Below are 13,063 nucleotides of genomic sequence, written 5' to 3'. Positions count from 1 at the left end.
ACCCCCTATTGTTCGAGCCGCCACCGGGCGGCCGCGCGCATGACATCGTCCGAAGGCGACTCGACGACCCTCCGCAGCCCGGCATGCGCGTGAACCAACCTCGCGGGCCCGATGACCCCCAGATGATGCTGCCCGGCCGAAAGCCCGATCAGCGCCACGTCGCCGTCAGCCCGATCGGACACCGCCCGGAACCCTGCCGTCATCAGCGCGGCAACAATCCGGCCGCGGCGCCACCCGCGCAGCGGATAGTCATCGGGTGCCGGCAATGCGCACCCCACCGCCGCATAGGCGGCCCAGACCAGCCCCACGCAATCCAGCCCGTACCGCGGGTCACGCCCCTGCGCGCGGAACGGCACCCCCACCATCGTCCGCGCTGCCGCAAAGGCGCGCGCGCCCAAGGCCTCAACCACCGGGATAGCGCGTCAGCAGGTCATTCCCCGGCAAATGCGCCTCGCCGCGAAAATTGACGGCGTTGGCGAAACGGTCGCGGCATGTCGCGAGCCGCCGGTCGCATCCCTCGACCAGTCGAACGCGCACGGGAAGCGCGGGCACGAACGGCGGCATCTCCGCCAGCATCAGCTCTTCCGCGTCTTCGGCCACCACCGGGCTCGCCAATCCACATGCCCGCCCCTCCATCCAGAGCAGTTCGCCAAAGGCCATCGTGCCTGCCGCAACCGGCATATCGAGCATGACACGGCGCCCCTCGATCGCGACGACGCGCCGCACATGCGTGCGCGGCGCGAGGTCGACCCGGCATGCGCGGTCGCCCAGCCGCGCGCGGCACGACGGCGAAGTCGCCGGGCAAACCGGCGCATCGAGCCGCCGCGTCACGCCCTGCAGCTCCGCCGTAAAGGCCGCATCCCGCCGTTCGACCGCGCCCAACGACCCGCGCGCTACCGTCACCGGCGCAACCTCGGGCGCGGTCCAGTCGGCCACGAACAGCTCAAGCCCGGCGCCGTCCCACCGCCCCGCGTCAAGGTCGGCGGCCGCGATCGCGTCGCTCGTCACCGCCCCTTCAAGGTCCATCGTCGCCGCATCGAGGCTGTCGTTCGTTTCCAGCGCCGACGGCTTCATACCCGGCGCCGCGCGATAGGGGACGCCGCCGACGATCAGGTCATGATCGTGCGAGGTCAGCCCGATCACCACCCCGTCGCGCCGCGACAGCCGCCAGCACCAGGCGAGCGTCACCAACTCCTCGCGCAGCCAGCCCGGCGCGCTCCCGCCGGACCCGCTCACCATGGCGCGCGCACCTCGACCAGCGGCACGCTCGCGAGCTCGCCTGCGAGGAAGGTCGCGCGGCTGACCTCCAGCCGGTCCTCGGCGAAGCGCACCGGCACGTCGAACAAATATCCCGCCCGCACCGCGATCCCCGACCCCGGCGGGGCGTCGAGCAGCACCTCGCCCTCGTCCGTGACGGCGAATGCCGCCGTCTCGATCCCGTCGACCGACACGCGCACGCTGCCCGCAACCGGCAGGCGAATGCTCCGAACCTGCATCGCCTCGCCCGCGCCATAGCGCTTCACCAGCGCGAATTGCCGCCGGCTCCCGTCGCCGACGCCCAGCAGCTGGTCGCCGGGCCCCGGCAGCCCGCCATCCGCGGCCGAGCCATGGTCGAACGGATCGCGGAAGCGAAACGCCCGCGCCGCGCCGCGCCGGGCGCGAAAAAAATCGGCGAGCGCGCGCACGTCGCTCTCGGACCGCACCCCCGGCCCCGCGTCATAGCGCATCCGCGCCTCGGCCCATTCGCTCGCGCGCTGCTCATGCCCCGAGGGCGAGCTCACGATCTGCGTCGAAAATTCGGTTACGACCATCGCCTCGCGCCCGATCGCGAGCGGGAAATCCACCGCATCATAAGCCTGCACCGCATCCTCCCCGTCAAAGCTCACGAACCCGTCGCGCGCCACCTGCGGCAGGGCCCAGACGAACGCCCGCGCCACCCCCGCACGCCGTGCCGCATCGGCGGCATCGGCAATCGCCGCCCACTGCGCGCGATCCTCGCCGCGCAGCACGAAGCCCGAAAAATAATGCTGCTCTTCGGCGGGATAGCCGAGCCGGTCCGCCATCGCTTCGCGCGCCCGCGCCGTCTCGGCCCCCCGCCCGCCGGTCACCCAGTCGTAATCCTCGAGCTGCAGCACGTCGAAGGCCGGCGCTGCCCAGCCGGCCGGCACATTCGCCCGCCGCACCTGGGGCGCTGCCGCATCGAGCACCGTCGGCAGATAGACGAGCAGGTGGCTGACGAGCCCCGCCGCACCCGCCTCGTCGCGCGCCGCCGCAACCAGCGCCGCGGTAGAGGTCGCGAGCAATTCACCGAGAGCATCGAGCATCGCCTGCTGCGCGACGCTCAGGCTCCCCCGCACATCGGCAATCGCGACGCTCGCCGGCCCCAGCGCCGCCGTCGTCGCCGCATCATAAGCGCAAATTCGTCCCCCGGACGCGATCCACCACCAGGGTTCACCGACCTGAAACTTCACGTCCAGCCCCGCCGCCGCCCCGATCGCGACAAAGCTTCGCGCAACGAGCTGCAGATAGCCCATGGCGCCCGCATGCGCGGGCGACAGCAGTGTCGAGGGCGGCGTCCATCCGGTCAGCGCCGGCGAGCCGTCGGCTGCGCGCTGCTTCCAGTCGTTCCAGCAATAAGCGTCGAAATATTCGTAGGATAGCGACCAGATCAGCCCCAGCCCTGCTGCCGCGCATTCCGCCGCGAACCCGACGTGCCACGCCGCGCACGGCGCATTGAGCACGCCCCCGGCCAGACTCGCATAATATCCGCCGCCCAGCGCTTCGAGCCGCATATAATGGCTCATCCCGACATAATGGACGACATCGCCGCGATAGCCCAATTGCACGATCTGCCGCACCAGCCGAGCCGGCGTCAGATGATAGCTGTCGTCATAGCCGCTTGCGATTCCCAGTCCCTGCTCGGGCAGCACCGCATCGCCGATCGCCAGCACCGATCCCGACCCGCTGCACATGATCGCGCTCATCTCGGCCCAGCCCTCGGCGGGCGCGGCGAGCAGCGCCGAACTCCCGTCATAGGCCGGCGAAACCAGCGAGATGAACATCCGGTCGACATCGCCGGCCCACACAGGGTCGGCCTCGCCGGGCAACAGGAATCCGCCGTCGAGAGCGTCGAAATCGAGCGTCACGACCGCATCTTCGGGCGTCCCGACCGCATAATTCCACAGCCGCACATACCAGGCGCGCGCCTCGCCCGCCGCGTCGCGCCCCTCGATCGTCAAGGTCGGTCCATGCAGCGCATCGAGCGGCTTGATCCCGCCCGACCGCCAGCGAAAGCGGAGCTGCGTGTGCCGGAAATCGCGGCTTGTTTCATAGGCGAGCAGCGGATGGTCCCAGCGATCCTCGGCCTCCCAGATCAGCCCCGCCAGATCTTGCCGGTTATAGAACACCGCCTCGACGCGCAGCGCCTGCGCCGCGGCCGGATCGTGCGGCGTCGCGACGCTCGCCATCATCGGCCGCGCGAAATCGACGGTCCAGAAGCGCGGATCGAAGCGTTTCAGCCACCCCTTGCGATGATGCGGCTCGGCGGCCGCGACGAGCGCCCAGCCCATCAATCTTCCCCCGCAGCGACCGCGCGACGAACCGCGCGCGCAATCTGCCGCCCCGTCTGTTCCAACCGTTTTGGTTCACTGCCTGCATCACCACGAACATTTACGGTGATCGCGATCGTGCGGGCGCTCCCGCCCGTCTCGATCCGCCCGCTCGACGTCGGCACGAAATATTCGGGGCCGCGCTCGCCGACGCGGTACGCGCGCCCCGCACTGACCGGCCCGCCGGTCGCCCGCCCCGGCGCACCGAATACCGACGATGCGATCCCCTGCCCCAGCGCGAGCAGGCCGCCACCGCCGCCGCCCGAGCCGCCGCCGAGGATCGCCCCGATGCCGCTCTGGATCGCGGCGCGCGCAATGTCGGCCATCACCGACAGCGCCAGCCGCTTCAGATCCTCGAACCCCAGCTTGCCGGTCAGGATCGCGCGGGTCAGCGCCCGCTCGATCGCCTGCCCCGCCCGCTCCGCCTCGCTGACCAGCGGCCCGCCGATTTCGGCGCGCAGCGCCGCAACCTCGCGCCGGAACCCCGCTGCGTCGCCGCGCATCGCGCCGAACAGATCGTCCATCTCATCCATCGGGAAATTGCTCCATCATCGCTGCCAGCTCCATCCGGTCGACCGGCGCGGCCGCATCGCCCTCGCGCCAGCTTCCCAACACCGCCGCGATATCGGCCGGGGTCGCGCTCCAGAATTCGTCCGGCCGCCAGCCGAGCGCGCGCGCCATCAATCCCAGCAGCGGCAGCGTCGCAGCCGCGAACCGTTCGTCGGTCACCTCAGCGTCCCTGCAATATCTGCCCCAGCAGCACCCGCAGCGCAGGCGTCACCGCGGCGAGCCCCTGTTCGACCAGCGCCTCGCCGACCTCCTCGCGCGTCATCCCCGCGTCGCGGTCCCGGATGCAATGCCAGAACAATGCCGTCAGCTCGCCAAGGCCGAGCCGTCCATCGGCCGCGCGCTCGACCAGCGCGAACAGCGGCCCCAGCTCCTCCTCCGCCGCGACAAGCGCGGCAAAGCTCGGCCGCAATACCAGCGAACGCGCGCCGACACGCAGCGCCGCCTCGCCCCTCAGCGCGTTGGCCGCGCTCACAGGCTCACCACCGCGCCGCTGCTTTCCAGGTTCAGCGTGTAATTGCGCTCGCCACTATAATCGCCGGCATAATCGAGCCGCGCGACCAGGAAGCGCCCGCGCATCCGCTCGCCACTTTCGAAGCTAAGCTCATAATCGTCGATCGTCCCCGACAGCGCATGACCGCGCAGCCGCACCTCGGCATCGGAGCCGGTAAAAATCCCCGCCGCGCTGACCGAAACCGATCGCACCCCGGCGCCCGACAGCAACTCGCGCCAGCCGCCCGAATCCTTCGTTGTGACGTTCACCGCCTCGCCGTTCACCGACAATTGCGTCGTGCGCAATCCGGCCACGGTGGCAAAGACCGGCGGCGCCGAACCATTACCGATCTTTAACAGAAAAGCGCTCCCATTTTCGATTGCCATCGTCTAACCTCCTCAACATAAAAAGTTCTGCAAATGGGGAGAAGCAGGATGCTGATCACGGCCTTGTTGTTGGCAACCGCGGCGCCGGCGGGGGCCGGCAGCGTCGACACGACGCGTGCCGCCTTCACCAAATGCCTACGCGAGCACATGAAGAAATCGCTCGAAGCCAAGATGGGCGAAGCCGAATATGAAATGTCGCTGAAGGGCGCGTGCGACAGCGAACGCTCGGCGTTCCGCGCGGCGGTCACCGCGGCCAACCGCGCCGCCGGCGATTCCGCCGCCGATGCCGCCGAAAATGCCGACATGCAGGTCGAGGATTATCACGCGAACTTCACCGACAAGTTCAAGGATTACTCCTCGACGGGAACCATGCCGGGCGATTGAGCGGCTCCCGCCACCAATAGCCGTGGTGGCAGCCCCGCGCGATGCCGTTACTCCGGCTTCGCGCCAGGGTTGCGCCCTTCTTTGGCCATCGCCTCCCTATGGACGATATTATCCATGAAAATCGCAACGAGTCGGCTCCCCCGACGTCTGATCGCCGTGACGCTGATGACCATGTGCTCCGGCGGCCGCCTGCCAGCCCCTGCCGCGGCGGCCGATCCTGAAGCCGGCCCCCGTTGGGAGGTGGATTATGGTGTCGGCAGCTGCCGACTGATCCGCCACATGGGAACGGCCGATCGGGACGATCGTCTGGAAGTGAAGCGTAGCTGGAGCTTCACCGGATATGACTGGACCTTATATGGCCCGGATATGCCTTCCTATTCCTCTGCCACGACGATCACGATTGCCTTAGAGCCGTCGGCTTCAACGTACCATTTCAAGACCAATCCCTATATGGTCGCCGACGACAGCGGACACGCGGTTGCCTGGAACGATCCCGATGGCCTCATCATCGCGGCGCTCAGGAAAGACCACCGCATCAGCGTGACGGGCACAAAAAACCTCAAGGTGGCGTTCGATCTGCCGAACGCTGCCGACGCCATCAAGGCTCTCGAAGCGTGCGAGGACGATCTCGTGGCAAGCTGGGGCTTCGATCCGCAGCAGATCCGTTCGCTGTCTGGGCGGCCGGAACCCGCAAACAATGCCGCGCGCTGGGCCACCAACGACGATTATCCCCCGCTCGATCTTGCCCGCAAGAATGAGGGCACGACAACCTTCCTGCTCGGTATCGACGCCGATGGCGCCGTAACGGGATGCCGGATTCTCGTCAGCTCGGGATTCGCCAGCCTTGACAAGCGAACCTGCGACCTGTTGTTCGCCCGCGCCGCTTTTCGACCCGCCAGGAATGCCGCCGGAGTCGCCGTGCCCGCCTTCTATGTCAACAAGATAAGGTGGCGCACCCCGCGATAGAGCCGGCCCGCCCCGGAAGGGCCGCCTTCGATCGCCGCCCCCTAATCCGCCAGGCACCGGCACCGCACCACCAATTCGTGCCGCCACCCACCCTCGCGCGCGAAGGCGAACCGCGTCCGCACGACCCGCGCGGCGACGATCTCCCAACCCTCGGCGGCACCGCGCAGCCCGCCCACCGCCGCGTCGATCCGCCCCGCCGCGGCATCGTCGAGCCCCGCGCCCCGGCCGTGCAGCACCACGCTCAACCGCACCTCGCGCCCCGCCCGGTCCTTGGTTCCCCAGTCGCTGCCCTCGGCCGCGCCGACCGAGACATAGGGCGCACTCGCCCGCGCCGGGACGCCGTCGAACACGCCGTGCACCAACGCGGCGAGCGCGGCGTCGGCCTTCAGCAGCATCAGCGCCCGGCCGCGCACGGCCTGTTCGGCGCCCGTCATCGGCCAGCGCCCAGCGCGATGCGCCGCCACGGCTGCCACAGCGCCGCAACCGCCGCGGGCGGATCGGCCTTCGCATCGTCGCGCGCTTCGTACAGATGCTGCACCATGCGCAGTATGCCATGCCGGATCGCGGCGGGGACATCCGCGGCAGCCTCCGCCATCCCGGCGCGATAGGCGACGCGCAACCGCGTTCCATCGGTCGCGCCCGCCACCATCACCGCTGCCAGCCCGTCGGCGATGTCGACCCGATAGTCGGCGGGATCGAGCACGACCTCGTCGCCGCCCGTATCGATCCGCGCCACCATATCGACCGCCACCACCGGCCGCGCCGCGAGCCGCGCCGTCTGCCGCCGCACAGTCAGCACCTCGGCCTCGTCCCGCGCCAGAAGCCACTGGCCCGTGAACGCCTCGCACATATTCGTCACCGCGCCGATCAGCCGCTCGACCAGCGCATCCTCATCCGCCGCGCCCAGCCGAAGCCAGGCACGCGCCTCATCCATCGTCACCGGCATGGCACCGCCGTCCTTCCGCTATAAAGGGTTTGGGGTCGGACTTTCGGGTCGAGATTTGGCGCAGGGCGAGGCGAAAATCCCGCTCTTCGAAAACCGTAGCGCAGCGTGCTTCTGCACGTGAGCAGCGGAAGCGCAGAAGAGGGGGATTTGCAGCCCGTCCTGCGCCCAATCTCGGCCCGAAAGTTGGCGCCCGGCCCGATCCCGAAAGGGAAGGGAGCCAGGGCCGGGCGCCCTTCGCGCACCAGCGCTGCTTAGCTGGCGGCGAACTTCATCAGTTTGATGGCCTGCGAATCGATGATCGCACCGCCCACCCTTTTGGTTGCATAGAAATGCACGAATGGCTTGTTGCTGAACGGATCGCGCAGGATGCGCGTCTCACCGCGGTCGGCGACGAGGTAGCCGGCGCGGAAATTGCCGAAGGCGATCGACAGGCTGTTCGCGGCGACATCGGGCATGTCTTCGGCCTCGACCACCGGATAGCCGAGCAGGGTCGCCGCCTGCCCCTCGACCATCCCCGGTTGCCAGATGAAGGCGCCGTCGGCGGTCTTGAACTTGCGGATGCGGCTCAGCGTATCCGAATTCATCACCCAGCACGCCCCCTGCCGGTACGGCGCCTTCAGCGAATGGACCAGCTCGACCAGCTTGTCCTGCGGGTTCGACGCCGGAAAGGCGCCCGCATTGCCCGTCGCGAGATATTGCAGCGACCCGAAGGCGCGGATGCTGTCGGTCTCGTTCGTCGCGGTATAAGTGAGGAACCCCTTCGGCCGGTTCGTCCCGTTGCCGTTCACGAACGCACTGCCCTCGGCGATCGCGAACTCGCGCCCCAACTGCTCGGCCAGCCAGTCCTCGACGTTGAACATCGCATCGTCGAGCATCGCCTGGCTCGCCGCCGGATTGGCATAGAGTTCACCCGTCGGCGGCACGATCTCGGCAAAGCTGCGCGTCGCGGTTTCGGGCCGCGCCGCGGTCTCGCCGACCCAGCCCGTCCCCATCGACCCCGTCGCGACCAGCTTGCGATACCCGCTCGTCCCCGTTTGCACGACCGTCGCAATGCTGCGGATCGGCGACAAAGTCTTCAAGGTCGCGGCGATGCTACCGTCGATCTCGCGCGGCACCGCAAAACCACCCTCGCCGCCCGACGCCCCGGACAGGCTCTTCATTTCGACCCCCGCGTCGATCCCACGCCGCAGGTATCGCTCGACAAAGGCATCGCGCGCCGGATCGGCCGCCTTCGCCCCGTCGAGCGGCAACCGCGACGCGGCCACGGCCTGCGCATCGACCTGCGCCTTCAAGGCCGCGACCGAAGCCTTCAGCTCGTCGACCGCTTCGGCCGCCAGCACCGCATCGAACGCCCCATCGAGCGCATCCGCCTTCACTTCCATATCGTCCATGCTTGTCACTCCTTCACCACCTGAATCACCCGCGCGAGCGGCTGCATCGGCGCCGCCACCAGGCTCACCTCCGCCAGATCGAGCGCCACCAACTCGCGCGGATTGTCCCCACGCGCCGCGCGCACCCGATAGCCAAAGCTCAGCCCCGTCAGCGCGCCGCGCGCGACCAGCTTCGCCGCCGCCGGATGCGTCACCCGCGCCACCACGCGCAGCCCGCGTGCATCCTCCGCCAATGTCTCGATCGCACCGACGACGGCCCCCGCTCGGTGCTGCCACAGCAAGGGCACCGCGCGCCCTTCCTTCAGCGTCGCGGCAAAAGCCCCGCTGCGCACCACATCGCCCCCGCGATCGACGCGGTCGAACACCGATGCATAGCCCGCAAAGCGCACCGTCACTTCAGCAGCCCCGGCAACCCCAGCTTCACCGCCAGCCCGACGACGAAGAGCGCCAGAACCCCGCGCACCGCCCAGTCGACCACCGCCGCCCACGCGCTCTTCTTCGCATCGCGCCACGCGCCGAGCAGCTGGCGCAAATCGATCACATCGTCGCGCGCCGCCGCATCGGCGAGCCCCAGCCGCGCCAGCGCCCGCCGCGCCCCCAGCTCGCTCGCCTCCTCGACCACCGCGCGCAACAGCGCCGCGTCGGGCGCACTCGTTCCCGCCAGCGCGATCAACCGCGCCAGCGCTTCATCTTCGTCCATGTCGATGTCCTAAAATTGGCTCGCACAAAGACACAAAGAGGAGGCCCGATCCGCCGCCGTCAGGCGGCCTTTCAAGATCGGGTAAAGCCGCTTCACGGAACCACACCAGGTCGCTCGGGCGAACTGCCCTCTTTGTGTCTTCGTGTGAGAATTGACAAAAAGGCTACCCGAGCCCTAACAGCTCCTTCTTCTCGTCCGCGCTCAGCCAGTCCGCCGCCGACACCTCGCGCCACAGCGCCATCCGGTCCTCGGCCAGCGCCGGCACCTTATCCAGATCGACGCGCAGCTCCGCGCCCTCGAACCACCCCGAAAGCCCCTGCGCCACCGCCCCCAGAATCTTCGCGCAGAGCGGCAACACCGTCAGCCGCCACAGCGCGCGATTGGCCTCGCGGTAATTGGCATAGGTTGCATCGCCCGGCAGCCCGAGCAGCATCGGCGGCACCCCGAACGCCATCGCAATCTCGCGCGCGCTCGAATCTTTCAGCGCCAGAAAATCCATCTCGGCGGGCGACAGCGACAAGGCTTGCCACTTCAGCCCACCTTCGAGCAGCAACGGCCGCCCCGCATTCGCGCCGCCCGCGAAGCTCTCGGCCAGCTCCTCGCGCAGCCGATCCACTTGCTCCGCCGACAAAGGCATGCCCTTGTCGCCCGGATCATGGACCAGCGCCCCCGAAGGCCGCGCCGCATTCTCGAGCAGCGCCGCGTTCCACCGCGCCGCGGCATTATGCGCCGCGATCGCGCCCGAGGCCGCACCCAGACACCCGGCGCCATAATGATCGTCGAGCGGATGCAGCGCCTTCACATGCACCACCGCGACGCGCCCCGCGCCATCCTCGGCGGGCAGCACCGCGGCCGACCCACCCGCCTTGTAGCGATAGGCCACCGGCCACCCCCGCGCATCGGCCTCGACCGTCACCCGCTCGGGCCGCAGCGCAAACAGCTCCGCCGGCGCGCCCGCGCCATCGGTCAGGATCTGCACATAGCCATTGCCGTGCAGCAGCAGCTGCGACGCCAAAGTCTCGACCAGCCCCTGCCCGCCCGACGTCGCGGAAACGAGCGCCGCCAACCCCGGATCGCTCGCCACCAAAGGCGCCGATCCCGCCGCCTCGGCCACGAGCCGTACCGCCCGCTGCACGATGGCATTGGACAAGTAGCCCTCGCGAACCTGCGCTTCCCAAGTGAGCGGCGCAGGCGCACCCCAGCTCCCATACGCCCGCGACAAAGCAGGCCGCGCAGGATGCTGCGCGGCCTTGCGGCCAAACCAGTTCATGATGATCCTCCGACCTTGTGCTTAAAATGTGCGAAACTGATGAGGGGAATTATTCCCACTTATCCCCATGGCGCGAGACCGATGGATGGAAATGGCCAATGTTCATGATTGGCTATTTGTTCCTGCTCGCTTATCCAGATTATCGGTAGTCGTCCTACAAACCTTTTTGACCGGAACCTTGCCTCTGAACGGCGCGGAGGCACGAGGCCTTCCGGAGTGTGGGCTCAATCCCACTTCAAAAAGGAGACAGCTTATGAAGCGCGTATTCGTACGGGCATATAAGCGCTGGCGCCTTGGCCAGGTCGAGCACGTGACTGCTCATACCCGGCGTTGGCCTAACCAGTATTCGTTCGACTTCTAGGCGGAGCAGAACGGGTAGGACGGCTACCACTCTCGCGAGTTTCGCCGTGCGAATCTTTCGCACAGGCCGACCTCCGCCGGCAAGAAAATTATCCAGTGGGGATAATTTGATTTCGAGGGATTCGACCTTCTAGTTGCAAATCCGCCTTTCAAACCACTCGCACCCCCGGCACCAGCCCCCTCCGCCGCCCCTCCAGCAAAGCCGCCAGCGCCCATACGCACGCATCCGCCCGATCGGGCGACCGCCCCGGCCCCGCATAGCCGCCGCCGATCTGCAACCCGCAAAGCTGGTCCTCCAGGCTCGCGAACACCCCCGCATGCACCACATCGCCGCGCTCATAGGCGATCGCGACCGGCTCCGCCCTTCGCGCCTTGCCGACGCTCGCATGCACCGGCACCACGGGCAGCGCGCAGTCGGCCTGGCGCAGCGTCGCCTCGACCATGTCGCCGCCCATATTACTCTCGGCGACGACCCGGTCGGCACCCCAGCGCGCCGCGGCCGCGGCGACCGCCTGCGCCCACACCCCCGGCAGCGGCGTCTCGACGCTCGCATCCTCCACGACCGCTAGCCGCCCGTCGCGGAGCAACGCCGCAACGACGATCCCGCACGCATCGCCCTTCGCCGTCGCCGGCGGATCGACGCCGATGATCACCCGCACCGGCTTGCCGATGCTATCGGCCTCGACCCGGCACCGCTCGACCAGCGCCCGCGTCCACAGCGCGCCCTCGACATCGTCGAGCAGCTCGCCCTCCAGTTCCTGCCGCCCCAGCCGCGTCCCGCCATAGATCCTGTCCATCGTCGTCAGCCATTGCGGCGCCAGATTGTGGCGATTGGTCCGGGTGTTCCCGCTCGTCGTCACAACCCCCTTCTCGGTCATCAATCGCCGCACCAGCGGCACGCCGCGCGGGGTGGTCGTCGCGACAACGCGCGGGTCGCCGCCGATCCGCATCGTCAGCATCAGATTGTCCCACGCCGCCTCGCCCTGCGGCCATTTGGCGATTTCGTCGCACCAGGCGGCGCTATGCTCGGGTCCGCGAAGGCTGTCGGGCTCGGCCGCCGAATAGAGGGTCGCGACCGTTCCGTTCGCCCAGCTCAGCCGCCTCAGGCTGCTCTCATACTCTGGGCGCGCCGCGTCGGGCGCGATCGCCAGCACGCCGCTCTCCCCCTCGACCATCACCTGCCGCGCCTCGTGCAGCGAGGCCGCGACCAGCGCGATCCGTGCCCCCGGATGCGCTTCGGCATAGTCCCGCACCCACTCGGCCCCCGTCCGCGTCTTGCCGAAACCGCGCCCCGCCAGCAGCATCCAGACGTGCCAGTCGCCTGCGGGCGGGCATTGGTCGGCGCGCCGCCACCAGCTCCAGTCGGTGAGCAGGCTTGCCGCCTTGTCGCCGCCAAGCCGGTGTCCCCACGCCGCGAAATCGGCATCGGACATCCGCAGCACCTCGTCGAGGCCTTTCAAGACGCGCCATCCTCTTTTTCGCCGGCGCCGCCTTCCTCCGCGGCGACCTGCGCCCGCATCGCGGTCAGTTTCGCGAGCAGTCGGGCCTTCGCATTCCCTTTGGGCGCAGCCCCGGCCGGCGGGAGCTTCGCGCCGCGCACCGCCGCGCGATGCGCCGCGAGCAGCGAGAGCCCGAGGCGATATTTCTGTGCCCGCGATTTCAGCGTCGCTTCCTTCACATTCCCCGTCGGCGCGATCAGCGCCTCCGACAGCAATTCGGCCTCGAGCCGGGCGAACCCCTCGCACAGCGCCTCGTGCCAGCGCGCCGCAAAGCCGGTGTTGCGCCGCCGCTCGCGGTACATCGCATTCGCCGAAACCCCCGCCGCCCGCGCCGAGGCCGCGACATTCGAGGATTCGGCCAGCGCATCGAGGAAAATCTCCTTCTGCCGGCGGTCGGGACGGGGATTGCCGGTATCGTCCGTGGTCGTACCCGCCTGCCCCATCGCCATTCTCCCCAAAGCATCCGGGCCGGATCACCCTCCCGCATCGGAAG

At 68.8% G+C, this 13,063-nt stretch carries 17 protein-coding genes; 2 read left to right on the top strand and 15 right to left on the bottom strand.

Annotation, left to right across the window (positions count from 1 at the left end; genetic code table 11):
* Nucleotides 1–5: 5 nt before the first annotated feature.
* Genes QOL68_RS00515 through QOL68_RS00485 form a run of 7 tightly spaced genes read right to left on the bottom strand, consistent with a single transcriptional unit; the run spans nucleotide 6 to nucleotide 5,054 of the window.
* A complete protein-coding gene (locus tag QOL68_RS00515) occupies nucleotides 6–398 on the bottom strand; it encodes an NlpC/P60 family protein (protein WP_282945952.1) in 393 nt (130 codons plus the stop codon).
* A 4-nt stretch (nucleotides 399–402) separates the two neighbouring features.
* On the bottom strand, nucleotides 403–1,239 hold the full coding sequence (locus QOL68_RS00510; RefSeq protein ID WP_282945951.1) for a phage/gene transfer agent baseplate hub protein: 837 nt from the start codon (nucleotides 1,237–1,239) through the stop codon (nucleotides 403–405).
* A complete protein-coding gene (locus tag QOL68_RS00505; RefSeq protein ID WP_282945950.1) occupies nucleotides 1,233–3,569 on the bottom strand; it encodes a DUF2460 domain-containing protein in 2,337 nt (778 codons plus the stop codon). The genes QOL68_RS00510 and QOL68_RS00505 overlap by 7 nt, the downstream gene beginning before the upstream one ends.
* On the bottom strand, nucleotides 3,569–4,141 hold the full coding sequence (locus tag QOL68_RS00500; RefSeq protein ID WP_204992376.1) for a tail tape measure protein: 573 nt from the start codon (nucleotides 4,139–4,141) through the stop codon (nucleotides 3,569–3,571). Before QOL68_RS00500 ends, QOL68_RS00505 begins: the two co-directional genes overlap by 1 nt.
* On the bottom strand, nucleotides 4,134–4,337 hold the full coding sequence (locus QOL68_RS00495) for a phage tail assembly chaperone (RefSeq protein WP_349252310.1): 204 nt from the start codon (nucleotides 4,335–4,337) through the stop codon (nucleotides 4,134–4,136). The genes QOL68_RS00500 and QOL68_RS00495 overlap by 8 nt, the downstream gene beginning before the upstream one ends.
* 1 nt (nucleotide 4,338) lies before the next feature.
* Complete coding sequence (locus QOL68_RS00490) at nucleotides 4,339–4,650, bottom strand: gene transfer agent family protein (protein WP_058456279.1); 312 nt, start codon at nucleotides 4,648–4,650, stop codon at nucleotides 4,339–4,341.
* Nucleotides 4,647–5,054 (bottom strand): phage major tail protein, TP901-1 family, encoded by a 408-nt coding sequence (locus QOL68_RS00485; RefSeq protein WP_282945949.1) that lies wholly within the window; start codon nucleotides 5,052–5,054, stop codon nucleotides 4,647–4,649. Before QOL68_RS00485 ends, QOL68_RS00490 begins: the two co-directional genes overlap by 4 nt.
* A gap of 48 nt (nucleotides 5,055–5,102) precedes the next feature.
* Here QOL68_RS00485 and QOL68_RS00480 point away from each other — a divergent pair, with 48 nt between their 5' ends.
* Nucleotides 5,103–5,438: a hypothetical protein gene (locus QOL68_RS00480; RefSeq protein ID WP_204992374.1), complete on the top strand. Its 336-nt coding sequence runs from the start codon at nucleotides 5,103–5,105 to the stop codon at nucleotides 5,436–5,438.
* 165 nt (nucleotides 5,439–5,603) lie between these two features.
* The gene (locus QOL68_RS00475; RefSeq protein ID WP_283404285.1) at nucleotides 5,604–6,404 is read left to right on the top strand and encodes a TonB family protein; all 801 of its coding nucleotides are present in this window, start codon (nucleotides 5,604–5,606) and stop codon (nucleotides 6,402–6,404) included.
* Between the two features lie 41 nt (nucleotides 6,405–6,445).
* Here the strand turns inward: QOL68_RS00475 and gp17 are convergent, their stop codons facing one another.
* From gp17 to QOL68_RS00435, 8 genes are all read right to left on the bottom strand, one after another.
* Nucleotides 6,446–6,838, bottom strand: coding sequence for a tail completion protein gp17 (gene gp17, locus QOL68_RS00470; protein ID WP_282945946.1), 393 nt, complete (start codon nucleotides 6,836–6,838; stop codon nucleotides 6,446–6,448).
* A complete protein-coding gene (locus QOL68_RS00465; RefSeq protein ID WP_282945944.1) occupies nucleotides 6,835–7,350 on the bottom strand; it encodes a head-tail connector protein in 516 nt (171 codons plus the stop codon). Before QOL68_RS00465 ends, gp17 begins: the two co-directional genes overlap by 4 nt.
* A 251-nt stretch (nucleotides 7,351–7,601) precedes the next feature.
* On the bottom strand, nucleotides 7,602–8,741 hold the full coding sequence (locus QOL68_RS00460) for a phage major capsid protein (protein WP_282945942.1): 1,140 nt from the start codon (nucleotides 8,739–8,741) through the stop codon (nucleotides 7,602–7,604).
* A 5-nt stretch (nucleotides 8,742–8,746) separates the two neighbouring features.
* Nucleotides 8,747–9,136, bottom strand: a complete 390-nt coding sequence (locus tag QOL68_RS00455; RefSeq protein ID WP_282945940.1) for an HK97 family phage prohead protease — start codon at nucleotides 9,134–9,136, stop codon at nucleotides 8,747–8,749.
* Nucleotides 9,133–9,441, bottom strand: a complete 309-nt coding sequence (locus QOL68_RS00450; protein ID WP_282945938.1) for a DUF6127 family protein — start codon at nucleotides 9,439–9,441, stop codon at nucleotides 9,133–9,135. Before QOL68_RS00450 ends, QOL68_RS00455 begins: the two co-directional genes overlap by 4 nt.
* A 163-nt stretch (nucleotides 9,442–9,604) precedes the next feature.
* A complete protein-coding gene (locus tag QOL68_RS00445) occupies nucleotides 9,605–10,711 on the bottom strand; it encodes a phage portal protein (RefSeq protein ID WP_282945935.1) in 1,107 nt (368 codons plus the stop codon).
* Between the two features lie 509 nt (nucleotides 10,712–11,220).
* A complete protein-coding gene (locus QOL68_RS00440; RefSeq protein ID WP_282948238.1) occupies nucleotides 11,221–12,504 on the bottom strand; it encodes a DNA-packaging protein in 1,284 nt (427 codons plus the stop codon).
* 23 nt (nucleotides 12,505–12,527) lie between these two features.
* Nucleotides 12,528–13,013 (bottom strand): hypothetical protein, encoded by a 486-nt coding sequence (locus QOL68_RS00435; RefSeq protein ID WP_282945933.1) that lies wholly within the window; start codon nucleotides 13,011–13,013, stop codon nucleotides 12,528–12,530.
* Nucleotides 13,014–13,063: the final 50 nt, after the last annotated feature.

Origin of the sequence: Sphingopyxis sp. Geo25, from assembly GCF_949769135.1 — a bacterium.
GTDB lineage: Bacteria > Pseudomonadota > Alphaproteobacteria > Sphingomonadales > Sphingomonadaceae > Sphingopyxis.
The sequence above is the reverse complement of the archived record's forward strand: the minus strand, read 5'-3'. Positions and strand labels throughout refer to the sequence as shown.